Genomic DNA, 24,586 nt, shown 5'->3' on the forward strand with positions numbered 1-24,586 from the left:
ACACACTCTATGCTCAAAAGAACCTATGCTCTGCTCCTCATTCCAACCTATCCTATATTCCTGCTCTGCATGCTGTTCCAGGGAATGGCCATCTCGATCAGCGCTCCATTCCTGGCGGTCTACTTCACAGAAGAACTCGGCGTATCCGCCGGAACCTTCGGAATATTTACAGCGGTGACGCTGCTTAGCGGAGTAGCCTTAAGCATGTTCATTGCCAAACGCTCCGACGCCGGGCTGAACCGCCGCAGGCTGATGGTGATCTGTATGATGTTCAACGCGGTGGCTTTTGCCGGATACATATTCATCCATGACTTCTACCCGCTGCTGGCCTATATGACCATATTCACCGCAGCCGGCGCCCCGGCGATGCCGCAATTATTCGCCAGTGCCAGAGAAGCTGTGAGCGCCAGCAGCTCTCCTGATCATGCCTTGGCTAACTCGGCCCTGCGCTCGATGTTCTCCCTTGGCTTCATCAGCGGTCCGCTGGTAGGAGCCGCCCTCCTGAGCCGCTTCGGATTTCAGGGGATCTTCTCTTCGACCACTCTGATCTTCCTGCTCAATGCTCTTCTGGTGTTCAGCTTCGTACGGCCTTCAGCCGCTAAGCAGCAGCTTCAACAGCGTGTCCGGCAGCCCGCCGGGGTGCAAAGGAATGCCAGGGTACTGGTTCCTTTTCTCATCCTGACCCTGCTCTATACCGGACACTGGGCCAATAATCTGAATATCTCCTTGTTCATTGTCAATACGCTGGGAGGCACTACACAGAATGTAGCTTCGGTGGCCAGTATCTGTGCGTTAATGGAAATTCCGTTCATGCTGGTGCTGGGGCTGCTGTCAGCCAAATACACAAGCAAGGCGCTGCTGGGCTGGGGAATGGCAATGGGGGGAATCTATTATGCGCTGGTGATCGGAGTAGGTGAGCTGTGGCAGCTCATCGCCGGACAGGTACTGCTGGCTTTTTTTGTCGCTGTGATCTCTGCAATTGGCATCAGCTATATTCAGGATCTGCTGCCGGACCTTCCCGGCTATGCCTCCACGCTGTACACCAATGCTACAACCATCGGCAGACTGGCCGGAAGCCTGGCGGGAGGAGCCGCAGCCCAGTGGTTAGGATACCGCCATTCCTACCTGCTCTGCGTAGTGCTGGTAGTCTGCTCACTGGGATTGCTGCTCTGGCCCCGCCGCTCTCCGGACGAGAACATTACAACTCCACTCGCCTCTTGACAGGTGAAGTGCCGGGCATGGCGGCTAGATATCCATATCCTTACCTGTGTAATCCACGAATCTGAAATGGCCGGACGGCTCGGCTCTCTGCCCGATCAGGTCCAGAATCCCTTCGGCACTGGTGCGCGGGTGAAGCGGTGCCTTAGCTCCGCCCATATCCGTAGGCATCCAGCCGGGATGGACGCTGAGCACATGGATGCCGCGGTCCTTCAGCGTGACATGGAGCTTCTGCGTGAACATATTGAGCGCGGTCTTAGAGATCGTATACGGATAGCTGCCCGGGTAAGCATTGGTGATACTGCCTGCCTCTGATGAGATATTAATGATTGAAGCATCCGGCCCTGTCAGCAGAGGTAGAAGGTGCTTGACCACCCGCATCGGCCCGTACAGATTGATGTCCATGGCATGCTGCATCTCTTCCATATCCAGCTCTTCAAGCGGGGTGTCCGTGGCATTCAGCACTGCGGCATTATTGATGATGACGCCGAGTGTCCGGGCCTGCTCTGTCAGGCTGGCGGCAAGTGCTGCTATTCCGGCCTCGTCCGTCACATCAAGCGTTACTAGAGTCAGCTTATCCCCGTGTACTGCCGCCAGATCAGCTAAGGCTGCCTGCCCGCGCATCAGATCCCGTCCCCCGGCAATAACAGCATGTCCACGCTCCAGCGCAGCCGCCGCCAGCTCAAGGCCCAGTCCGCGTCCCGCCCCTGTAATCAGAATATTCATTGTATAATTCCTCCCGTCTGAATTCTATTTGTATTACTGATCCTTATTATTACTGTTATCGTTGTCATTCTCCAGCAGTTCCAGCACTACCTTCAATTCCTTGAACGTATCCAAGTAGGCATACCGTCCGCCGGTATACTCGCCCTTCTGCTGGAGCGGGAATCCCTTGCCTTCGAGCAGCATGATCTTGTCCTTCATGCCTTCGACCACGAACGCAATATGGTGAACCCCTTCCCCGTGCTCATTCAGGTAATCGCGCCAGGTGCTCGGTTCATGATCCGGTTCAATCAGTTCTAACTGCAAGGAGCCCATGTCGAAAAAAGCCAGCTTCGCCCTCGACCCTGTCCCTCCGCCGTTATACTCCGTCCGGGCAATGTCTGCCGTGTCCGTGATGCTGATCTGAGGCTTGTCCAGTCCGAAAAAGTCTGCATACGCCTGACTCACCTTCTCGATATCGTGAACCAGAATCCCAATCTGTGTCATGAAGTGATTTCCAAGTAATCCTGACATTCTGTTCTGCCTCCTTTATCTGCTGACCAGACAACCATACCCAACCTGTGAAAGGGCTGTCAAGTTCTCATAAGGCAGCAAAAGACAAAAGAGAATGCCTTGAAGACATTCTCCTCAGTTATGCTCCGTCTAATAAGCTTAGTGGGCAATAAAAGCCTCGACTTTATAGCCTGATCCGCTGCTGGTTAATGTGGCGTTATAATAGCCCATATTCCCGCCGAGCTTGCATTTGTAGTCCCCGGAGCAGCCGGTGACGAAGAATTTGGTCTTCGTGTACCCCGGATAGATGTTATTCAGCTTCCGGTAGAATTTGTGACCATGATGTGTGAAGATCGCCAGCACCTTCTCTCTGGCTTTTGCCGGAATGGCTGTGAAGAACTTGGAGGTCTCGGCCGCACTGAGCACATGGCTGGAATCCACCGTAATGCCCTGTACCCGGAGCGGCCAGTGGAAATCAATAATATAGAAATACCTGTCATCCAGATTACGCAGCAGATTGAGGCTGGCCGGCGTGAACTGGCCCAGTGCGCAATCCAGCCATACATATCTCACCTTCCCCTGCGTTCCCGGAAAATTCATCTGTCCGGACACCGCCCCCAAGTATTGAGTGAACAACGACCGTGTGCTGGCCTCCCAATTTCCAATAGAAGCCTTGTAAGGGATGCTTCCCAGCGTACTGGTAACGGTGTCCTTGAATTCCTTATAGTACGTCCCGGCGTTATTCCCGTGATCCGCCCCCGCCTGGGTGTTATCTCCCCCGAAGATGATAAACCGTTTGTTCCCGCTGCTCACTGCCTTAGGCAAAAGACTCTTAAAGATGCTCAAGCTGTTACCATATCCCACATGGCTGTCACCAAACACCGCAAACTCAACTGTCTGTGCCTTGATTCTGCGCTTCACTCCGGGTACAGCCTGCCGCTTGGCGCGAAGCACCCGCTTCCGTGCCGGTCTTGCCTGTCTCTTCATCTCGCACCACCCCACCTCATCAAAAATAGCTTCAGAATACATAGTAGTCTCTACTATTTATATGCGGGAGGAATTGGCTGCTCTTGGACCTGTGGAGCCATCCTGATCTGCCCCTCGCAATCAATTCGCCCGTAGCGAAGTGATCTGCTTGGCCAGATACTGCGGTGTATACGGCATATCCTCCCGGAGCCAGGCGATGATGGTACCAATGAGGGCCGCCGAGCCGTACCACACAGCGATGTCCTTCTGTACCGTTACTTCGGAAACGTCATGTGCGGTAACCCTGCTCTCCACCCGTGCAGAAATAATGTCTGCCATCAGTTTAAAAAGCCGGTCGGTAAATATCGTGCTCTTCCGCGACGTAAGTACGATTTTGTAGAATTTGGCGTTCTCTGCAATATGCACAAGCAGGTGCTCCAGCATCGGCCACTTCTCTTGTTGTGCGGCTTCCATAAAGTCTGTATCCTCTCTCACTACTTCCAGAACCTCCTCAGCCATATCATCCGCCATTTTCTCCAGCATATCCGGGATATCCCGGTAATGCAGATAGAAGGTCACACGGTTAATTTGGGCCCGCTGCGCAAGGCGGTTGACGGTAATTTTCTCTATACTCATCTCTTCCATCAGCTCTATTAGAGCCTCTTTAAGAAATTGGCGTGTACGAAGGACACGCGGATCTGTCCGCTCGGCGGGATTCGTCATTTCTGTTCTCTCCAATCTGTGCTGCCCAAGAGCAGGCTACATTTTCAGTCAAAAGTGTCGTTTTTCAACTATATACACTACACATATCCTCAAAGTGTAAACTAATTTACATTTTCACGAAAATCGTTGCTTGATTACATGATATTTTCATTTATAATCTACTTTATACATTGTAAACTATACGACACATTGTAAATTTAGTCCATGAGTTGGCGGTTTGAAAGGATGAAGAATAGTGAGTAACAAGACAGCAAGCAAAGAAGCCCAATCCATTTCCAAGGGACCTATTCTTTTCGTAATGATTCTGGGTGCCTTTCTGGCTACACTAAATCAGACCATCATGAGTGTTGCTACACCGGAGCTGATGCATGACTTCAATATTACGGCGGCCACGGCCCAGTGGCTCACTACCGGCTATATGCTGGTTAACGGTGTGCTGATTCCCATTACGGCCTATCTGATGCAGCGATTCACTACACGGGAGCTTTTCCAGGCCTCGATGTTTATTTTCTTTGCGGGTACCCTTGTATCAGCGCTCGCGGGAAGCTTCCCGGTGCTGCTTACCGGACGGATGATTCAGGCTGCCGGTGCCGGCATTATCATGCCGCTGCTCACCCAGGTTATTTTGACCCTCTTCCCGCGTGAGAAAAGAGGAGCCGCCATGGGGATGGTCGGGCTAGCCATTATCTTTGCCCCGGCTATCGGCCCTACGCTGGCCGGATATATTATGGAACGTTATTCTTGGGAGATGATGTTCTACGGCATGCTTCCACTCACGGTTATGGTCATCGTATGCGGTTTTATTTATCTGAGAAATGTGGCCGAGCGATCTTTTCCCAAAATCGATATTACCAGCGTGATCCTGTCCACCATCGGATTCGGCACCCTGCTCTATGGCTTCAGCCGGGCAGCCAGTGCTGGCTGGTCCAGCGCAGAGGTGCTATTGTCGCTGGCCGCCGGCGCCGTGTCCCTAGGATTATTCATATGGAAGCAGCTCACCTCCGTGAGCCCGCTGCTGGATCTGCGGGCCTTCCAATACAATATGTTCTCCTTGACCACCGTCATCAGTGTGGCGGTTACGATTGTGATGTATGCGGATATGATGCTGCTGCCGCTCTATCTGCAGAATGCCCGCGGCTTCACCGCTATGGAATCCGGCCTGCTGCTGCTGCCCGGCGCGGTGATTATGGGGGCGCTGATGCCGGTCACCGGCAAGCTGTTCGACCGCTTCGGAGCGAAATGGCTCGCCATTATCGGCCTGACGATCACGATTCTGACTACACTCAGCTTCGTGAATCTTACAGACTCGACAAGCTACGGGTATTTGATGCTGATGTCCACCGGCCGCCGGATTGGCATGGCCTTGCTGCTGATGCCGATTCAGACCCTCGGGCTGAATCAGCTGCCCTCCAGGCTGAATTCACATGGTACAGCGATCTCCAATACCGTAAGGCAGGTTGCCGGCGCAGTAGGCACTTCTCTGCTGGTCACCGTGATGACCAGCCGTACCGCCACTCACTTCCAGGAACTCGCAGCCAGCGGCGGAACTGCCGGCGAGAGTCAGAAGCATATGGTAATGGAGGCTTCCATCCAGGGCATCAACGATTCCTATCTGGTTATTGTGGGCATCGGCATTATCGGGCTCTTACTCTCCTTCTTCATTAAGCAGGTGGGTCAAGCCAAGGAACCGGCCCTGAAGCAGCAGACCGTTGTCGCCGAGGAGGTCTGAGGAGAGCACCTGCCTGCTGTGCTATTCCATAGGCTGCTGACAGAAGAAGACCCGCGGAGCGCACTCCACGGGTCTTCTTCTACACCCTCGCATATACGTAGCGCTTATAGTACAATGATATCCTGACTGCTTATTATATTAATAAAAGTAAGAGGTGCCCGTATGGCTATTAATTTCACAAAACCGGTGCTGGATCGTTTAAACCAGGAGATCGCAGAGATGGAAGCCGGTATTACAGAGCTGCAGAAGAAGACCCGCAAGACCAAGCTCAAGATCAACCAGCTGGAAAAAGACTGTAAGCTAAGCCCATCCCCAAGCTCCCTCAGCAGTAAAATGAGCCGTATCACCAAGCTGCAGGCTGAGCTCAAAAAAATCTCCCAGCAGCAGTTAGAGCTGTCCAAGGAGATTAACAAAAAGAAAACGCTGCGCGCCCAGCTGCCTTCTGCGGAGTAATCCCAGACTGCTGCTCCGGCTACATCCAATGCAAGCGGCTGCTTTTATCTTGAGGGGCTTAGCCGGGCACGCATCCAGATTAACAGGTAAATTACGCACATGAAAATCCAAAAATCATTAGCGAATACGCTCTGCTCCAGAACTACGGACAAAAGGATATGGTATGCGCAAGTGAATATCAGCAGTGATACTAACGCTACCGTCATCGTTTTGCCGGATACCTGCTGCGGAAGACTGATTTTGGAAAGAAAATAAGCAGCGGCTACCGCTACAGTGATCGATAATACGATTCTCAGAGTCTGATTCTCCAGCACATCGTGCAAGGTAATAATAGCCGCCAGCATAAGAAAACCTGCAATGACCTGCAACCTGCCTCTGGTCTTCATTTAATCCCTCCTGGATACATGATTAAATCTCTATTTCCTGTTATTTTATCCCACAATATCCCTGTCTGTCTGTGATCTATGACAATTTATCATGCGGAAATTAAATGCAGAAAGAACCAAAGGAACGGATTCCCTTGGTTCTTTGTTATTTCGTTATTTCAGTCTGGCTGATCTGGACTACGGCTGGTTATTCACTGCGCAGGGCAGTCACCGGGTCCTTCTTCGCCGCCATCTTGGCCGGAATAGCTCCGCCCAGCATAGTGAGCAGGACGCTGATGACACCAAGAACGAGCGCGTGGAGCGGATTCAGCTGGGCAACATTTTTCAGCTCCGTCAGGTTGTAGAGGACTGCATTGACAGGGATGGTCAGCAGATAAGTGATGCCGATGCCCAGAATCCCCGAGCATGCTCCGATAATGAAAGTCTCGGCATTGAACACCCGCGTGATATCCTTCTTACGGGCACCCAGTGCACGCAGTACGCCGATCTCCTTCGTACGTTCCATCACGGAGATATACGTAATGATCGCAATCATGATCAGGGAGACCACCAGGGAAATCGCCGCAAAAGCAATCAGCACCATCGTAATCCCGTCCATAATTCCGCCGGAAATGTTGGTGACTATAGCTGCGAGGTCGGTGTACTGTACCTGAGCTTCGGCAGCCTTCCCTTCATTCCACTTATCGAGATAAGCCGTTACAGATTCCTTGGCGCTGAAATCAATCGGATACAGCGAGACTGCGCTTGGAATATCCGTGGCCCCCAGCGCTGCAAGGGCATTCTCCTTCGTCATGGACGACATGCTGGCTGCCGCTGCCATCCCGGCGTTCACTAGCGGCATCTCGCCCATTCCGGTACCGGAGCCTCCGCCTGCGACCCCCTCCGACAGGGCTTGCCCCGTCAATACATTGATATCGGATTTCTCTTGTGCGAGTACAATTTTCGATTTCTGTGCATCTGCAATGAAGGAAGCCGCCAGCTCATCGGAGTAGACCAGGCCGGGCGACAGCGTTGAGATTGTCGACCCCTCCTGTGCGCGCAGCACACCGACAATATTAAGTGTTACTGCCTTAGGGCTGTTGTAGAGGTCATTCAGATTCCCTCCGGTTGCATTGACTACAAACTGTTCACCATTTTGCTTATAATAATCATTGTTCATGACCAGCTTGAGCGGAGTTCCGACCAGATCACTCAGATTGATACTCTTTGCTTTATAATCCAGTCCAAGCGCATTCACTGCTCCATCGGTCAGACGGTTGTACTGATCCACGATCAGCACAAGATCCGTCTTCTCTGTCGGGAATTTCCCCTCCAGCAGATCATAGTATTGCTCCAGATAGCTGCCCGAGGCACTGCCCTGTTTGCTTGGATACGGTGCTACTGTGATCTTGCTTTTATCCAGAACCGACGCCTTGTCCCCATTCTTCACCAGCCAGTTCATATTCACGGTACGGGTGTAAGAGACGCCGTCAATCAGCTTGGGATCGATTCCGTCAAGGTACTCGATATACTCCTTGGTCAGCACGTTCGTGTGGATGGCTGAATTCACCGTAGGGTCGTATGGATACAGCTTTTTCTCAGCCGGATAGGAGGGGAGCTCCGTTGTTTCCTGGCCTGGAGGGCCTGCATTCTGCAAATTCATTGCCGTCTGGTTGATGGAGATCGGGAAGTTGGATAAGGCCCCGGTTTCATAGGAGCTGATCTGTTTGTCGAAGCCATTGGACAGGGACAGGATCAGGGCAATACCAATGATTCCGATACTGGAGGCAAAAGCGGTCAACCCCGTGCGCCATTTCTTGGTGGCAATGTTTTTGCCGGATAATTTGAGGGCTGTGAAAAAGCTCATGCTTGTCTGCTTCAGCTTATACGCACTTGAGGTCTTCTGTGTAGGCAGCGGATTGCTGTCCGAGATCGCATGACCATCCGAGAAGCGGATTACGCGGTCTGCATAGTTCTCTGCCAGCTCAGGATTATGGGTAACCATGATGACGAGCTTATCCTCGGCAATCGACTTGATCAGCTCCATGATCTGCTCACTGGTCTCCGAATCCAAGGCTCCGGTAGGCTCATCGGCCAGGATAATATCCGGATTGTTCGCGAGTGCACGGGCAATCGCCACACGCTGCATCTGTCCGCCTGAGAGCTGGTTCGGCTTTTTGTGCACATGATCCTTAAGTCCGACCTTCTCCAGTACCTCCAGCGCCTTACGGTGCTTCTCGGCTGAAGATACCCCGCTGAGTGTCATCCCCATCTCCACGTTGTCTGTGATGCTTAAGTGCGAGATCAGATTATAACTCTGAAAAATAAAGCCGACACTGTTATTGCGGTACGCATCCCATTCGCTGTCCTTGAAGCGCTCCGTCGATTGGCCGTTAATGATCAGCTCTCCGCTGTCATACTGATCCAGTCCGCCGACGATATTAAGCAGCGTGGTCTTGCCCGAGCCGCTTTGGCCCAGAATCGCAACGAACTCACTTTCTCTGAAATTGAGATTTACTTTATCCAGTGCAACTTGAGTGAATTCGCCGGTCTTATAGCTCTTGGTAATGTTTTTTAATTGCAGCATTGTCCAGTCTCCCTTTCCATTCCTATACTCTTATTCTCTGTAGGTGCGACGCACTTCCTGTCCTGCTGTTCCCCAGTATAATCGTCCAATATAAACTAAACCTAAACTCCCGGTTGAGATTAAGTTGATCTTGATGAGGTATACTTAAAAAAAACCACAGAACATATATACAGGCTATACGTTCTATAACATGGAACCGTTCCAGGAGGAGAATCTATGTTTACTATTCTTGTAGTTGAGGATGACGCCAAGCTGCGGCAGCTCTTCTGTACTGTACTGACCAGACACGGCTACCGCACGGTTCCGGCTGTGAATGGCGAGGATGCGCTGGCGATGCTGGATAAGGAATATATCGATCTGATGATCTGCGATATTATGATGCCCATGATGGACGGCTTCGAGCTGACACGGATGATCCGGGACAACAACAGTCAGCTTCCGGTCCTGATGGTGACGGCGCGGGAGAATTTTGCCGATAAGCAGCAGGGCTTCCTCGTTGGCATTGATGATTATATGGTCAAGCCGGTCAATGTGAATGAGATGCTCCTGCGTGTCGGGGCGCTGCTGCGCCGGGCCAAAATCATCAGCGAACGCAAAATCGAATGGGGAGAAACGGTGCTGGACTATGATGCGTTAACCGTGATTCAGGGGCCTGAGCGCATCGTGCTGCCGCAAAAAGAATTCTATCTCCTCTATAAAATGATCTCTTATCCGAATAAAATTTTCACCAAGCAGCAGCTCATGGATGAAATCTGGGGGATGGACTCCGAGTCGGATGAGCATACGGTGGTGGTTCACATTAACCGGCTGCGGGAGCGTTTCAGGGACAATCCGGATTTTGAAATCGTCACGGTCAGAGGGCTTGGCTATAAGGTGGTGAAGCAGGGATGATTCGGGGAAGAGACAGGGGGCTATGGTGGTATTTCGTCTCAATGGTGTTCGTGATCATTCTGTTCTTTGTCTTCATCCTGGGAGTCATAGCCCTCCTGTATTACCGGCTGGGCAATCATACCAGGGAGCACGGCAATCCGTTTCCGCCCGTTCTGACGATGATACTGTTCAGCCTGGTCGTCGGGACCACGATCACTATTATGGTGGGCAAGAAGATCCTGGCCCCGATTACAGACTTCAGCAGGGCAGCCAAAGAGATTGCAGACGGCAACTTCAATATCTATCTGAATGAGTCCCACCGGATCAATGAGATCAGTGAGGTGGCACATCATTTCAACCTTATGGTTCAGGAGCTTCGCAGCATCGAGACCCTCCGCAATGACTTCGTCGTGAATGTGTCTCACGAATTCAAGACGCCCATTGCAGCAATCGAAGGGTACGCCATGCTGCTGCAGGAAGAGAATCTGAGCAAGGAAGAGCATAACGAATACACCGGAATGATCATTGAAAGCTCACGGCAGCTCTCCAACCTGTCCGGTAACATCCTCAAGATATCCAAGCTGGAGAACCAGGAGATGCTCTCAGAGCTGGCCGAATATCCCCTGGACGAGCAGCTCCGCCAGGCCCTGCTGCTGCTGGAATCCCTCTGGTCCGCCAAGCAGCTGAATCTGGATATTGAGCTGGATGAGCAGCGGTATTATGGCAACGAGGAGCTGATGATGCAGGTGTGGCTTAATGTGCTCGGCAATGCGATCAAGTTCACGCCGGAGGGCGGAACGATCTCGGTCGCGCTCCACTCGGACGGGGCCTGGATCTCGGTGGTCATCGCGGACACCGGCATCGGCATGACCCCGAAGGTGCGCAAGCACATCTTCGAGAAGTTCTACCAGGGCGACCCCGCCCGCGCCGCCGGGGGCAACGGCCTCGGCCTGCCGCTCGCCGCGCGCATCCTCAGCCTGAGTAAAGGCACCATTGAGGTGCGCAGCGAGCCGGGCCAAGGCTCGGCGTTCACGATCAAGCTGCCGGTGGGCGGGGGGTGAGGGTTAGTTGAGGGGTGCGCTCCCTTGCGGCCGCTTATGACGGGATCAGGCGGAATCTGGTGCACTAATGCTCCTCATTTCCGCCTACCCCACTTTCTGCGAATTCAGGGGCACTAATGCCCCTCATCTCCGCCTCGCCGCCGACTTTGCCGGATTCAGGGGCACTTGTGCCCCTCATCTCCACCTCGCCACCGACTTTCTCCGCATTCAGGGGCACTTGTGCCCCTCATTTTCGCTCGCCACCGACTTTCTCCGCATTCAGGGGCACTTGTGCCCCTCATCTCCGCCTCGCCGCCAACTTTGCCGGATTCAGGGGCATTAATGCCCCTCATCTCCGCCTACCATATCTCTGAATCAATGAAACTATGAATCAGCTCGTACCGGCAGACTCGACTACTATCCTGCGCCAAAACGGGTTTAAATTTGCCTTTCTCACATAGAATATTGATATATTTCCTCGCAATCCGCCGATTTACTCCAAGCCCCTCCACCACATCCACCGGCCGAATCATCCCATTCATCCGGCTCGCCATCCGCAAGATGTCGCGCTCTATCCTCGTAAATTGACTGCTCCCCTCCGAACTGGTTTTCAACAAACTTGGGGTTAGCAAAGCTTTCAGCAGGGAGATGGTCTGCTCCGGTGCAGACTCCAGATCATCGTACGGGATGGCGATGACGCGGTATCCGGCAATCTGCAGATACGTCTCCCGGTTCAGCTCTTGACGGTATCTGGTCCGGTCCGTGTTCTGAACATGCGGCCCATATCCCTTGATCTCAATAGCGAACTTAACCTGTCCAGGCTTCCACACAAAATCCACAAAATACGGCCTGCCCCGCCAATCGGCAACCTCGTACTCCGGATGAAGATCATCCAACTTCCCGAAAATCGGCCACCATACCCGCTCCACAAACATTTGCTCCCCATGCCGGTGGCCCCGGTCCAGCCGGTCCAGACGTTCCCCCGTCCTGCATTTCTTATGATATTCCAGCCATCTCTGATGCTCTTCAGCAAATCCCATTTCTCTCTTCCTCCTCTATAAAATCAACTCTCCCCCCGCAAACTGAGCTTGATCATCCCACCTGTCTCCACTCACTTCCGGGGGCGTCAGAACCTAAAGTTACAGGCATATTCACGCACAAAAAATCCCGCACCCAATCAATCAGGGTGCGGGATGTGCTTCATCCGTTTTTCAGATTATAGTACCGGCTTGCTCCCCCCGTCAATAACATACTCCACACATTCAGCCACAGCAATAGCTCAAGCCGGGCCAGAATGCGAGCAGCATAACCAGCAGCTACACTCCCGCCACTACCCTACTTCCCCTCCGCCCAGCACATCCGCTCTGCTCTTACGGCTTCGCCGGACTCAATGGCCTTCTCAATCAGCTTGCCGAGGTATACATCCTGCGAGGCTTCCTCCAGTCCGTAGAAGGCGGGGCCGCCAGCCGCATAGAGGGCCATCTTATCCAGACAGGACGCAATGGCGAGCTCGTCATCGTACAGCCGAGCCGGGGCGAATGGGTTGTTATACAGCCATTGCTCTCCACAAATTATCCCTTGGAGGTAATAGCCTTCGGCATTCTCCTGTTCTCCACGGTTGATGCGCTTCAGCTCCATTTGCAGAGGCACCAGATTCTCCTGCTGGATCAGCACCCGGTTGTCGAAGATCTCCCCGCGCTCTCCGCGCACGCTAAGATGATTCGAGCGCGTCCAGGAGCGGTGCTGGTCCTTGGTGAAATCGTAAATGCCCAGCCGGTCTCCGAAATCCAGCCAGGCCAGATCCCTCTGCAGCGGAATCAGCTTGTCTTCAACCGGAGGGCCGCTGCGGGTTGGTCCGCCAACCCAGCTGGAGTCGAACCGCATCCCCCGGATGACCGCCTCCTCGAACCCGATGCCGAGCATCCTGCGCATCAGGGCTGCCCCATGATACAGATGAGATACCGAGACCGTCGTCTCGGTGATTCTGCCCAGCCTGCCGGAGCGGATCAATGACAGCCGCGCCTCCTGGATCGGATGGTACGGGTACTGCTCTGCGACTTGTATCCAGGCCCCGTGCACAGTCAGCTCCTTATGCAGCTGCTCCAGCTCTTCCAGACTGGAGGCAGGCGGCGTCTCTGTCAGTGCCGGAAGGCCAATCTCGGCCAGCCGGTACAAATAGTTCATTGCCGCCCCGCAGCTGACGGAGACTACTGCGAAATCCGGGTCCTCATTCCGCAGCAGCTCGTCAAGGGAACGGTATGTCTGAACACCCCACGCAGCTTCTATCTCCTGTCCCTGGGCCCGGTCCCTGACTACAAGGCCGCCGATCCGAAACAGGTCCGGCAAGACCCGGGCAATTCGTAAATAATACTGTGCGCGGAATCCTCCTCCGCCGATAATGCTGAAGTTAACGGGCATACCCCTGTCCTCCTTGATGACACATTGATGTTGATGCAGCTCAGCCGCAAATCCCTGCTCTGTCATCGCGGCTTCTATCATCATACTTGTCTCTAGCGGATTATATGTGTCATCATTTGATCAGCTCCGTGGGATTCATGCCGGTGATCTTCTTGAATAGAGTACTGAAATAAGGAATGTTCTTGTAGCCAACCCGCTCCGCCACTTCATAGACCAGCATATTGCGTTCCATGAGCAGCTCCCTGGCCTTCTCAATCCGTACCCGGGTCAGGTAATTGTTGAAGGTCTCCCCGGTAATATTCTTGAAAATAATCGACAAATGATTCCGGGAGATGAACACCTTATCCGACAGATCAGCCAGCGTAAGCTCCTCGGCATAATGCTCATGAATGTAGTTCGTCATGAAATCAACGACCTGCCGGTGCTTACTGCTGCCCTTCCATTGACGGCTGGCACAGATGGCTGTGATTTTGGCGGACAACCAGCTTGCCAGCTGGTCGGGTATGGCCAGGTTGCCGATCTCCTGGGCAATCTGGTCATTGGTGAACAGATCATCGAGCACGAATCCGGACTCATACAGGGAGTAGGTGATAATGCCCCATAGCTCGCTGCCGAGCATCTGCACATAGCTGGCGGAGACCCCTTGCTGCGCTTGCAGCTCGGTAATGTATCCGTATACAAGCTGCTGCGCCTCCGCCTCCTGTGAAGCCTTCATCGCGGCGGCCAGCTTGTAAGAGAACTTCACCGGGAAGAGCACCCCACGGTCCTGCCCGCTGCTGTGGCTCTCCCGGTAGCAGTACACCTCATAGGCCGGACTGATCCGTAAGGCTCCGTGATCCATGGCGCGGAACGCCTCCTCCGTCGATTCTGGAATCTTCGTCCATGTATCCTTCAGTCCTCCAATCCCTATGCGGACTACCAGCCTGAGATACGAGTGGATGCTGTCGACTAGCCGGGTCCCCAGCTCCTCCAGCTGCTGTGTGCATTCTGCCTCGGGGTGAATAATCAGCAAGGCCCGGTAGCTGTTCAGCTCGGTGTATTCCATATTAGCGTAATGCTTGCGCGTAACCTCACAGGCAATGTTACTGACTGCGAAGCGCAGCAGATTCCAGTCCGAGACCGAGAAGGAGCTGGCCCGGTCATCACGGATCAGCTCGATCCCTATGCTTGCATGCCTGCCTTCCAGCCAGTAATGATACGAAGGCGGAAGATGGGAATTGTTCCGGTACGAAGGCTCCAGGGTGCCGACCGCAGCGGACCGGACCCATTCCTTCTCGACAAAAGGCTCATACAGCATCATTTTCAGCTCCAGCTCGCCTTGTCTGATCACCTTCTCCTGCTCTCTGAGCAGCTCTGCAATAACCTTGTGCAGGATCGTTCTAAGCGTAGGCAGACTGATCGGCTTGGAGACATAGTCACTGACCTGAAGCCGGAGGGCTTGTCTGGCATGCTCGAAGTCTGAATAACCGCTTAGAATAATGATTTTGCCCTTGAAGCCCTCGTTCCTTAATTGCTCCATCATCTCCAGGCCGCTCATCACCGGCATATAGATATCTGTGATTACAATGTCCGGGCTGGTTGCCCGGATCATCGCCAGACCGTCCTCCCCGTTCAGCGCCTCACCGGCCCATTCCGCACCCAGCTCCTCCCATGGAATCGCCCGTTTCATCCCCTGAAGTACTTGGCGCTCATCGTCAATAATAGCGATCTTCCACATCATGTCTGCCTCCTTAAGCTTCTCTGGCCCGCAGCAGCCGTCCTCAGCCTTCCTTCGCAGCGAGAGAAGCAGTCAGTATCTGTGCCGGAGCCTCTGTGAGCAGCGGCAGAACAATCTCTACCCGGGTCCCTCCCTCTTCACGTTCACTCAGTGTAACCCCGTAGTCATTTCCGAAATATCCGGCAATCCGCTCTCTCACATTCCGTATGCCATAGCCGCCGGTATGCCGCCTGTGCGTCCGCGCCTCCGGCTGCTTCAGGCCTGCCCCGTTATCATCAATTATAATCTGCAGCGTCTCCTCTACCTTAGTTAAGGAGATCGAGACATGGCCGCTGCGCTGCTTATTGAAGCCGTGTACAATGGAATTCTCCACGAACGGCTGCAGGGTGAGCTTGGGAAGATAAGCCTCCTGAAGCCCCGGTTCCACCTCGATGGTGTACTCCAGACCGTCGCCCCAGCGGAGCTGCTGGATTTCGAGATAACACTGGATATGCTGCAATTCCTCCGATACCATAATGAAGCTTGCCCCGTTGGATAAGCCGATCCTGAACATCTGGCCCATCAGCTCCAGAATCCGGCTCAGCTCATCCTGTCCGGCCTCAATCGCCATCCAGTTGAGCTGGTCCAGCATATTGTAGAGAAAATGGGGATTGATATTGGCCTGCAAGGCCTCAATCTCCGCTTTGCGCTGCTGCTCGTACCGCCGCTCCAGCGACAGGTACAGCTCCTCGATACGCTCGGTCTGCTTGCGGTAGCCGGAGAATAAATAACCGAATTCATTCTCGTAGTCGCTTGGCAGCTCCTCCTTGTGCCCGCCGACTGAATATATTCTCATAGCGCTTACAAGCTGCTTAATGGGCTTGGAGAATTGCCTGCTCAGATAGTGCGTCAATAGCAGGACCAGCAGAATCGCTCCAATTCCGATCAGCCCGATCCATTCCGCCAGCTCCAGACTGCTTGCCGTAATCTGCTTCCAGGAGGTGAACTCAATCAGCGTCCAGATGGAATTATCCATTCTGGAGTAGACCAGCAGCGTATTGCCGGTATCCTTATCGCCGGGAATGTGGACATAGCCGGATTTGTTGCTCTTGAGGTCGATCCATTTCGACCACTCGCTCTGCTCCAGCGTCTCCCCGATGCTCAGAATCTGCTTGCCGGCGCTGTCCGCCATGATCCGGTTCGACCCGGAGGAGTTGCCGGTCAGCAGCGCACGGATTTCCCTGGCTTTAATATGAACGACAAGCACACCGAGATAGTCGTTCTCGTTCATGATTTTCCGGGCGAAGCTAAGCACCGGAATGTCTCCCTGCACACTGGGAATGGAATGTTCTCCCGACCAGGCGAAATCGCTTTTCACCAGATTCCTGGCCCAGGACTGCTTATCCAGATCGCGAATATTCCGGAATTGGATATAGCTCTGGCCGTCGCTCGGCATCGGCTCATCCATATACAGGTCAATCCCCTGAATCAACGGAATGGCATAGGTCAAATTGCCAAGCGCACTCTCAACGCTTACACGCTTGCGGTACCGCTCGAAATCATCCTGCCTGTTCAAGAGAAAGGTCGTCAGCTCGTTGTCCCGGGAGGTGGACAGTGAGATCTGCTCAATCATATCGAGCCGGGTGGTAATCTCATTGTTCAACTCATCCAGCAGCCGCTGCTGATAATGGGAGGTGGTCTGTACAAGGGCCTTGGAGGAGTTGCTGTAGCTGGTCCAAGCCGTTACCGCTATCACCAGAATAATTATAATGGCAAAGCTGTGAAAAAACAGACGGTCGATCCTGTACTTTTTAAAAGGATTGGTCAAGTGATCCCCTTCCTTCGCCTCCGCTTCATACGAAATAAACGGTAAAGCGTCGAATAAGGCCCAGGCGCTTTACCGTTATCGGACGGATGTTTTTTACATCTTATCCCTTTATGCCTGTTGTCGCAATCCCGTCCACGAAATACTTTTGCAGGAAGGTGAACACAAGCGTTGCCGGAACAATAGAGACAAGCGACATGGCCAGAAGCTGGCCCCACTCGGCTGCAGACTGGGAGTCATTAATCATGCGCAGCGCAAGTCCCACCGTGTATTTGTCTACCGTGTTGATGTACAGGAGGTGTCCCAGGAAGTCATCCCAGTTCCACAGGAAGCAGAAGATCGTCACCGTAACGACCGCCGGGAAGGCGAGCGGCATGACCACTCTCCAGAAAATCCCGAACCAGGAGCAGCCGTCGATTTTGGCCGATTCGTCCAGCTCCTTGGGCACGCCGCGGATGAACTGGATCAGCAGGAAGACGAAGAAGCTTCCGCCGGCCCCGCCCGCCAGCAAATGGGGAACGACAAACGGCAAATACGTGTTCACCCAGCCCAGCTGATGGAACAAGGCGTACTGGGGAATGATCAGCACCTGACCAGGCATCATCAGCGTCAGCATCAAAATCGAGAACCAGAATTTCTTCAGCGGAAAATCCAGTCTGGCGAACCCGAAGGCAACCAGCGTACAGGATAACAGCGTTGCGATCAGCACCATAATTTCCAGCCAGAAGGTGTTGAGGTAGAAATCAGTGAACGTATGTCCGGGAACTGAGTTCCAGCCTTTGGTGAAGTTCTCCCACTGCGGGACGGACGGGAAGATTCCCGGTGAACTCAGCTCGGTGCTGTCCTTCAGCGAGGCTCCGATCCACCAGACAATAGGATAGACCATGAGGAAGCTGAAGAGAATCATGAACACATGCCGGAATGCAGGCTTCCAATTCAGAGTTGTCATTTGCGTTTTTTCCCTCCAGTGTCAGTCTCATAGAATACCCAGTACTTCGAGGTGTAAGAGATCAGAAGTGTTGCGGCCACAATGGCGACCAGCATAATCCAGGCCAATGCAGAAGCGTAGCCCAGCTCGTACCGGCTGAAGGCCCGTTCGTACAAATACATGGCATATACATATGTAGCGTTCATCGGTCCGCCATTCGTAATCACGAAGGCCGAGGTGAACATCTGGAAGGCGTTGATCACGGCCATAATCAGGTTGAAGTAGAGAATCGGCGACAGCATAGGCAGTGTAATGCGGAAGAATTGAATGAACCTGTTCGCCCCGTCTACCGAGGAAGCTTCATACAAGTCATTGGGAATCTGCTTCAGCCCTGCCAGGAAGATAACCATGGTGGAGCCGAATTGCCAGACCGTGAGCAGAATCAGTGTGCTAAGCGCGGTGTCCGGGTTGGTAATCCAGCTTTTCCCTTCGATGCCAAAGACGGCAATCAGCTTGTTAAAGATCCCGTCTACCCCGAAGATGTTACGCCAGAGCAGCGATACCCCGATACTGCCTCCGATTAGAGAAGGGAAATAGATCGCTGTGCGGTAGACGCTAATCCCTCTGACCGCTCTGCTGAGTACCATGGCCACGAGCAGGGCCGCAATCAGCTTAAGGGGCACAGAGGCCAGCACATACATGACTGTGACTTTGGCGGATTGAATGAATTTGGGGTCTGCGGTGAAAATCCGTTCGTAATTGCGGGACCCGATCCATTTCATCGGCTGCATCAGGGTGTAGTCGGTAAACGAATAGTACAGGGATAAGAACAACGGATACGCCGTCAGTACCAGGAACCCGATCAGCCAGGGCGAAATAAACAAATAGCCTGCAAGCGGAGCGTTCCACCGGCTTTTGAAATAGGAGCTTTTTTTCGGCGCTGGCGAGGCTTGGGCTAAAGTGGTTGTGGAGCGGTTCATCTGTGGTCACCTCTTGTGGTCAATTTGTATAGCTTAAGTATAGTATTGGCCCACACTTTGGCTAAAGGAGGGCAATGCTCGAATTCTTTCAAAATATAACGATTAATTCGAAAACACGAGTATAACCGCGTTCCAAGTGGAAACGATATTTCAAAAGATAAAGCCCGGAACATCGCTGTCCCGGGCTTCTGTACATAAATTATTTCTCGTAGGATAGCGAGGCTTCCTTCAGCTGCTTGAACGCCTCTTCTGGTGTAGACTTGCCGAAACTGAGCTGGTCGCGGACAAGTACCCAGTCCTTGTCGATGAAGTTCGTCCAGCCGCCGGCTCCGGCCGACCAGGTCTGGCCATCCGGCTCCGTAGCACGGAGCAGAGCCAAGCCTACCTTATCCAGATCGCTCATGTTCGCTTCCAGCAGGGCCGCATTATCCTTGTTGGCCGGCAGACCGCGGAAGGTTTGGGTAATATTGGCCGCTTCAGCATCATTCACGAACCAGTTGATGAATTTCTTGGCTTCTTCAGCATGCTTGGAGTTCTTGGAGACCGCCATGTACATCGACGGCTTCAGCCAGCCTCCGGCCTCTTCGGCACGCGGCATGGTTACAAGTGCGTAGGCTCCCGGCTTAATGCTGTCCCAGGTTCCCAGATTGTTGGAGAAGCTGTAACGGAACAGCACCTTGCCTGCTGCGAGCAGATCCATTTGCGGATCATTTTCCTTATCGGAGGCATTCACATCCGCCGGAGGAACCAGTCCTTCCTTACGCAGCTCTTCGAATTTACGGGTCCAGTCCAGATACGTGGCTTCATCCACGTTGAAATGACCCTCATTCGTGATAACCTGCCCTTTGCCTTTGGCATACTGATACGCCGAGTACATGAAATAGTTACCTGCATAGTCGAGGGTGAAATACTGTCCCTTCGGCAGCTTGGACTTGGATTCCTTCGCTAAGGCGAAGAACTCATCCCAGGTCCAGCCGTTGGCCGGGTTCGCGATGCCCAACTTATCCATAGCCGCTTTATCATATACCATACCGAAGGCTACCGAACCGAGCGGAACAGCGTACTGCTTGCCGTCAAGCTGTCCGCCGGACAGCAGCTTCGTATCGAATTTGCTTACATCCACCTCAGGAGCGAGGTCTGCCAATTGCTGGCGGGCCATCCAGTCCGGCATCCAGCCCGGGTCAAGCTGAACCACATCAGGTGCATTGTTGGCCGCAGCCTGCGTGGATAATTTGTCCAGATAACCGTCCATACCGGAATACTCCGGCTCGAAGGTTACGTTCGGATTGTTCTTCGTGTACAATTCCAGGGCCGCCAAAGTGGCTTCGTGACGCGGCTGGGAGCCCCACCACATAATCCGCAGCTTGACCGGCTCATTGGTGCTTGGTGCATCAGTTGCAGCAGCCGTCGCAGCAGCATTGGTGCTGGCAGGTGCTTCTGTAGCCCCTCCTGCATTGTTTACTTTATTCCCTCCGCCGCCGCAGGCAGCCAGTGTACCTAATATCGCTGTCATCGCCAGGACCGAAAGAGAACGCTTCCATTTCAACATCTTTAACCCTCCTGTATACATCTGTATTCTCTTGCTACATTGCTATAGTAACAATATGGAATTGAAGTTCATAGGAGAGCAATGCACGAATTCTTATAAAATCTTACGAATATGCCTTCCTGCAGACAGTCCAAAAACGTTCAAGGGCTGCTCCGCTATCCTAAGATAGGGAAACAGCCCTGAGTGTCAACTCTGCGTTACTTATTTCATCATACTGGCGGCAATGCCGATAAGCTCGTCTTTCGTTAGCTCCGTATTCTCCTGGCCGGCGATCACAGAATAGATAACCTTTGCACCCGGATCAGACCAAACTAACTCGTACTTAAATCCCAAGTCAAGCTCCTTGTTGCCGGAGTCATCCGAAAAAATAGCTTGTCTGCCTTTGATCTCTATATTCTCCATCTTTGTATGTTCACTCCACGAGAGCTTATCAGCCGGGTTTTGGTAGTCATCCACACGTGAGACACCGATTCTCACCTGAACCTCCCCTTTCTTGTATACCAGTGAGGAATACGGGTAGTCAATGTTCTCCGCCTTCTCCACTCTCCAGGCCAACTGGAAGTTGTCTCCCAGGTCTCTCTCGTTTCCGCCTTTAAGCTCCTGCACATCCGGAACTTTTAAGAAAAAAGGCTTGATGATTGCCTCATGCAGGGCATATCCTTCCGGCAGATACGCCGGCTGCTCCAGGATCGGAGCGTTGTGCTCCTCTACACTGGTCTTATAGGCGGTATAGTCCTTGAACGTGAGGGGCGGGCGATACATATTCATACTCCCCTCTCCCTCGTCACCTTCACGTGTAATTAAATAGGTGGCATACTCTCCGGGAAGCAGCAGCTCCTTCATGAGTGCTGCCCCCTTTGAATATTTCTGGTTATAGAGAATACTCAGCTTCTGGTTGGCTTCATGCTCAATACCCGGCTGTGCTTCCGGGATATAAGGCTTCAAGGGTTCTTTCGCCTTCTCAATCAGCGTTCCGCCGGAAGCCGTCGCCGGAAGCGGCTGATAAGGAAGCACCTTATATTGGGCTCCGGCCCCTTGCCGGACTTCACCCGAACTCTGGGCTTCAGCTCCTTGCTGGAGTTTGCCGGAGAACTGGGTATAGCCGCCGCCCAGCAAGACCAGTGCCAGGACCGCCGCCGCCCAGCCCTTCACCGGAATCCGCTTCTGTCTCCGCCCGGTTCTTGTTTCCATTCTGCGCATTACTTTTGGTGCCTCTCCGCTTGGCGGAAGGGTCTGAAGCAGGGTCTCGTCTTCTTCAGCAGTCAATGCCCCCTCAAGCCCGAGCGCCTTCATTACTGGTTCATGAACATCAACGGTGTTCCAATGTGCTGAACGGTCTCCCTCCTTCAGAAACTGCTCCTCTGGAGTTAATTCACGCTTGCCCATAATTGTTTCTCCTTTCTCTCAATCGCTTTTTTAAGTTTTTCCCTGGTCCGTTCATATCTTTTGCGTACGGTAGCCGTACTCACACCCAGAATTTCACTGATTTCCGCAAATGATTTATCTTCATAAATCCGCAGGATCAATAAATTCCGGTCCTCCACATCCAGCTTCCCCAGAGCAGCCGAGACCGGCTCGCTGAACAGGCGGTTCTGGGCTATTTGCTCTGCACTTTTCTCCGTAACCTCCTGCCGGAGCAGTTTCCGCACCTGCTGCTGGAATTTCTGCCGCCGCAGCAGGTTCAGGCAGTGATGATAAGCAATTTTGTAGAGCCATGAGGTGAAATCTGCCTGAGGCTTGTACTGCCCGATATTCTGGTAGGCCTTGATCAGGATGTCCTGTACCGCATCTTCCGCATCTTCCTTGTTATTCAGCAAGCGGTAACAATAGAGGTAAATCCGTTGCTGGTACAGCCTGATCACATCCGAGTACAGGCCTCCTTCCCCGTCTTGTATCCTTCTAATTTTCTCTTCAATAGGGTCCACGATAATCTCCTTTCTGCAAATCATATAGATATAACACATGAGCCGTATGTAATGTGACAATTATCTTTTCCCGGCTCCACAGCAAAAAAAGAGACCCACAGATGAATTCTGTTGATCTCTCCGTTGCAGAACCTATGAACCTAAGGCTTCCTAAAACCGTCTGTCTGTCTACTCTACTCTACTCTACTCTACTCTACTCCAGCTCGACCGTCTGATTCAGATTCAGCTTGTCAGTGTCCTGGCCGGTCATCCGTTTGAACATGTATACTGCCTTCTCGGCCAGGTTGCCGCTCTTCCAGTATTCAGCCGCTTCGGCATGGACTTTAATCAGAATGACATTCGGGTCATCATAGCTTGTCTTCAGGAACGCCTCGTACCCTGCACTCCAAAACTCTTTTTTCTTACTTACATCGGTTACAATCTCGGCCGTTCCACGGATGGAGACATAGGACTTGTCGGCATACACGACATTGACGCGCGGGTCATACAGTATCTCCCCGAACTTGCTCGTATCCTTCTTGGTCAGGAACCACAAGTCTCCGTCGAATTCAACCTCCTGTGTCTTCATAGGCCGGGAGACCAGCCCTTCCTCCGAAATCGTGGTAAGCATAGCCATATCAATACCCTTGATCAGCTTGCGGACCGTCTCAACGGCTTCCTCGTGACTATGGTGTGTAGTTGACATCTTAACCGCCTCTTTTCTTCCGGGATAGGGAATAGGTTATCCAAATGCATAGCATTTATTAACCAGAAACGGCGAAGCATTACCGGATGCCGGTGAAAACCGGGAAATCAGCAGCGTACATGTTTGCGTTTGAAGCCGGTCCGTCCTTTGCCGACAGCCTTCATAATATTATCGTAAGCGCTGATGAGCTTGCTCTTCGGCTTGTCCTTGTCCACCTCGACCGGACCCACCCGCTCCGCCGTCTCACATGCCAGATCATGCAGCGGTAAATAGGACACGGCTACGGTATACATAAAATTGTTCATAGAGTACCGGGTACGCTCCGGGGAGTCATGAATGGTCCTACCTACAAGCTCCAGCATCCCGGCCAGCTTGTCGCGCTGGAACTCCTGATCGGGGCGGCTTCCCAGCAGCCAGCAGTAACAGCTCCAGCCTGCAGACATTCTAAGGTCCTCTCCGCTCCTGATCCACTCATCCGCCACCTGCTGGGCAATATCTGCTTCAGCCAAGGTTACAGCCACCACGAAATCAGACAGCATATAGAAATAAGCCCCGTCCATCCAGCGGTTATAGTCCGCTTCTGTCATCCCGTTCGGGTCGGCAATGATCCCGGCAAAATACATCGCATCATAATTACCTGTAGCATACAGCTCCTCAGCCAGCGCCTGATCGATCTTGGTTTGCTTGAAGATCGGCTTCATTGCACCGGTAGCCACACCAAAGAGCGGCTACCGTGCGCCGTTTGCGGTATACATCTTCTTGGTCCGTTCCTTGCCAAGCGCTTCAAGCTCCTGCATCACTTGTTCTGCATTCATTGAACGTTCCTCCTTTTAGCTACCTCTCGTCTTCCGCCGGAATATCTGGCAGCAGCGGACGGCCCTCAGGGTAGGCATTTTGATTCAGCTGGTCGCCAATCCACGCTTTGCCGTCCTCACCGGTTTCTTTTTTCCAGATGGGGACGATTTGCTTGATCCGCTCAATCACGTATTCATTCGCTTCATAGGCAGCCTTACGGTGGGGCGAGGAGACTGCGATGACCACTGCAATGTCGGTAATCTCAAGCTTACCTATCCGGTGGGTGACTGCAACCTTCGTATCCGGCCAGCGCTCCAGCACTTCCTGCCCGATGCGCTTCAGCTGCGTTACAGCCATGGACGGGTATGCTTCATATTCAAGATACAAGGTTTTCTTCCCCTGTGTGAACTCACGCACCGTCCCAATGAATAAGGTAATCGCCCCGGCTTCTCTGCGCAGAACTTTATCGGATACCTCAGCGGGTATAATTGCGGACTCTGTAATTTCAAATAACGAATGGCCCATTCGCTCACTTCCCTTCGATAGATGCAGCAGCCAGCTCTTCCGATTATAACACTACTCCGTTGTTTATCTGTCATCTGCTGATTTATCCAGTAGA

Annotated in this window: 23 protein-coding genes and 1 pseudogene; 5 read left to right on the plus strand and 19 right to left on the minus strand. The window is 52.9% G+C overall.

The features are described 5' to 3' along the window. The first annotated feature begins 9 nt into the window (after positions 1 to 9). Positions 10 to 1,221, plus strand: coding sequence for a sugar efflux transporter (locus tag MKY64_RS19295; RefSeq protein WP_340955116.1), 1,212 nt, complete (start codon positions 10 to 12; stop codon positions 1,219 to 1,221). A 24-nt stretch (positions 1,222 to 1,245) separates the two neighbouring features. Here MKY64_RS19295 and MKY64_RS19300 read toward each other — a convergent pair whose 3' ends face one another. The 4 genes from MKY64_RS19300 to MKY64_RS19315 all read right to left on the minus strand — a co-directional run bounded on the left by MKY64_RS19300 (position 1,246) and on the right by MKY64_RS19315 (position 4,122). Further along, a complete protein-coding gene (locus MKY64_RS19300; protein WP_340955118.1) occupies positions 1,246 to 1,944 on the minus strand; it encodes an SDR family NAD(P)-dependent oxidoreductase in 699 nt (232 codons plus the stop codon). A 33-nt stretch (positions 1,945 to 1,977) separates the two neighbouring features. Continuing rightward, on the minus strand, positions 1,978 to 2,454 hold the full coding sequence (locus tag MKY64_RS19305) for a VOC family protein (RefSeq protein WP_339254656.1): 477 nt from the start codon (positions 2,452 to 2,454) through the stop codon (positions 1,978 to 1,980). A 138-nt stretch (positions 2,455 to 2,592) separates the two neighbouring features. Next, positions 2,593 to 3,420 (minus strand): metallophosphoesterase family protein, encoded by an 828-nt coding sequence (locus MKY64_RS19310; protein ID WP_340955119.1) that lies wholly within the window; start codon positions 3,418 to 3,420, stop codon positions 2,593 to 2,595. A 120-nt stretch (positions 3,421 to 3,540) separates the two neighbouring features. Continuing rightward, positions 3,541 to 4,122: a TetR/AcrR family transcriptional regulator gene (locus tag MKY64_RS19315; RefSeq protein ID WP_340955120.1), complete on the minus strand. Its 582-nt coding sequence runs from the start codon at positions 4,120 to 4,122 to the stop codon at positions 3,541 to 3,543. 298 nt (positions 4,123 to 4,420) lie between these two features. On the opposite strand from MKY64_RS19315, the gene MKY64_RS19320 reads away from it, so the two are divergent. Both MKY64_RS19320 and MKY64_RS19325 read left to right on the plus strand, forming a co-directional pair. Beyond that, positions 4,421 to 5,851: a DHA2 family efflux MFS transporter permease subunit gene (locus tag MKY64_RS19320; protein ID WP_340958130.1), complete on the plus strand. Its 1,431-nt coding sequence runs from the start codon at positions 4,421 to 4,423 to the stop codon at positions 5,849 to 5,851. 162 nt (positions 5,852 to 6,013) lie between these two features. Then, positions 6,014 to 6,304, plus strand: coding sequence for a hypothetical protein (locus tag MKY64_RS19325; protein WP_340955121.1), 291 nt, complete (start codon positions 6,014 to 6,016; stop codon positions 6,302 to 6,304). A 44-nt stretch (positions 6,305 to 6,348) separates the two neighbouring features. Here MKY64_RS19325 and MKY64_RS19330 read toward each other — a convergent pair whose 3' ends face one another. Both MKY64_RS19330 and MKY64_RS19335 read right to left on the minus strand, forming a co-directional pair. After that, entirely contained in the window at positions 6,349 to 6,690 is a 342-nt protein-coding gene (locus tag MKY64_RS19330) for a hypothetical protein (RefSeq protein ID WP_340955123.1), read from the minus strand. 187 nt (positions 6,691 to 6,877) lie between these two features. Further along, entirely contained in the window at positions 6,878 to 9,256 is a 2,379-nt protein-coding gene (locus MKY64_RS19335; RefSeq protein ID WP_340955126.1) for an ABC transporter ATP-binding protein/permease, read from the minus strand. A gap of 216 nt (positions 9,257 to 9,472) precedes the next feature. Here MKY64_RS19335 and MKY64_RS19340 point away from each other — a divergent pair, with 216 nt between their 5' ends. Beyond that, positions 9,473 to 10,147, plus strand: coding sequence for a response regulator transcription factor (locus MKY64_RS19340; protein ID WP_340955128.1), 675 nt, complete (start codon positions 9,473 to 9,475; stop codon positions 10,145 to 10,147). Further along, entirely contained in the window at positions 10,144 to 11,187 is a 1,044-nt protein-coding gene (locus tag MKY64_RS19345) for a HAMP domain-containing sensor histidine kinase (protein ID WP_340955130.1), read from the plus strand. The genes MKY64_RS19340 and MKY64_RS19345 overlap by 4 nt, the downstream gene beginning before the upstream one ends. Positions 11,188 to 11,251: 64 nt before the next feature. On the opposite strand, the gene MKY64_RS19350 is transcribed toward MKY64_RS19345, so the two are convergent. From MKY64_RS19350 to MKY64_RS19410, 13 genes and pseudogenes are all read right to left on the minus strand, one after another. After that, the gene (locus MKY64_RS19350; protein WP_340955131.1) at positions 11,252 to 11,404 is read right to left on the minus strand and encodes a hypothetical protein; all 153 of its coding nucleotides are present in this window, start codon (positions 11,402 to 11,404) and stop codon (positions 11,252 to 11,254) included. 121 nt (positions 11,405 to 11,525) lie between these two features. Further along, the gene (locus MKY64_RS19355) at positions 11,526 to 12,206 is read right to left on the minus strand and encodes a hypothetical protein (RefSeq protein WP_340955132.1); all 681 of its coding nucleotides are present in this window, start codon (positions 12,204 to 12,206) and stop codon (positions 11,526 to 11,528) included. Between the two features lie 295 nt (positions 12,207 to 12,501). After that, a complete protein-coding gene (locus MKY64_RS19360) occupies positions 12,502 to 13,584 on the minus strand; it encodes a Gfo/Idh/MocA family protein (RefSeq protein ID WP_340955133.1) in 1,083 nt (360 codons plus the stop codon). 112 nt (positions 13,585 to 13,696) lie between these two features. Then, positions 13,697 to 15,301, minus strand: a complete 1,605-nt coding sequence (locus MKY64_RS19365) for a response regulator transcription factor (RefSeq protein WP_036725823.1) — start codon at positions 15,299 to 15,301, stop codon at positions 13,697 to 13,699. Between the two features lie 43 nt (positions 15,302 to 15,344). Further along, positions 15,345 to 17,108 carry a sensor histidine kinase gene (locus tag MKY64_RS19370; RefSeq protein ID WP_051478050.1) on the minus strand — a complete coding sequence of 588 codons (1,764 nt, stop codon included), beginning with the start codon at positions 17,106 to 17,108 and terminating at the stop codon, positions 15,345 to 15,347. A 100-nt stretch (positions 17,109 to 17,208) separates the two neighbouring features. Continuing rightward, positions 17,209 to 18,054 (minus strand): carbohydrate ABC transporter permease, encoded by an 846-nt coding sequence (locus MKY64_RS19375; protein WP_076076492.1) that lies wholly within the window; start codon positions 18,052 to 18,054, stop codon positions 17,209 to 17,211. Continuing rightward, complete coding sequence (locus tag MKY64_RS19380; protein ID WP_036725828.1) at positions 18,051 to 19,013, minus strand: carbohydrate ABC transporter permease; 963 nt, start codon at positions 19,011 to 19,013, stop codon at positions 18,051 to 18,053. The genes MKY64_RS19375 and MKY64_RS19380 overlap by 4 nt, the downstream gene beginning before the upstream one ends. A 199-nt stretch (positions 19,014 to 19,212) precedes the next feature. After that, complete coding sequence (locus MKY64_RS19385; protein ID WP_076076497.1) at positions 19,213 to 20,562, minus strand: ABC transporter substrate-binding protein; 1,350 nt, start codon at positions 20,560 to 20,562, stop codon at positions 19,213 to 19,215. Positions 20,563 to 20,763: 201 nt separating this feature from the next. Continuing rightward, a complete protein-coding gene (locus tag MKY64_RS19390; protein WP_340955137.1) occupies positions 20,764 to 21,948 on the minus strand; it encodes a hypothetical protein in 1,185 nt (394 codons plus the stop codon). Then, positions 21,930 to 22,487: an RNA polymerase sigma factor gene (locus MKY64_RS19395; RefSeq protein ID WP_235191889.1), complete on the minus strand. Its 558-nt coding sequence runs from the start codon at positions 22,485 to 22,487 to the stop codon at positions 21,930 to 21,932. Before MKY64_RS19395 ends, MKY64_RS19390 begins: the two co-directional genes overlap by 19 nt. A 193-nt stretch (positions 22,488 to 22,680) precedes the next feature. Beyond that, positions 22,681 to 23,172, minus strand: a complete 492-nt coding sequence (locus MKY64_RS19400) for a pyridoxamine 5'-phosphate oxidase family protein (RefSeq protein ID WP_036725832.1) — start codon at positions 23,170 to 23,172, stop codon at positions 22,681 to 22,683. Between the two features lie 107 nt (positions 23,173 to 23,279). After that, positions 23,280 to 23,987 (minus strand): annotated as a pseudogene (locus MKY64_RS19405) (DNA alkylation repair protein). A 19-nt stretch (positions 23,988 to 24,006) separates the two neighbouring features. Then, the gene (locus MKY64_RS19410; RefSeq protein ID WP_036725835.1) at positions 24,007 to 24,492 is read right to left on the minus strand and encodes a molybdenum cofactor biosynthesis protein MoaE; all 486 of its coding nucleotides are present in this window, start codon (positions 24,490 to 24,492) and stop codon (positions 24,007 to 24,009) included. Between the last annotated feature and the right edge of the window lie 94 nt (positions 24,493 to 24,586).

Source organism: Paenibacillus sp. FSL R7-0210 (assembly GCF_038009085.1).
GTDB lineage: Bacteria > Bacillota > Bacilli > Paenibacillales > Paenibacillaceae > Paenibacillus_AQ > Paenibacillus_AQ silagei.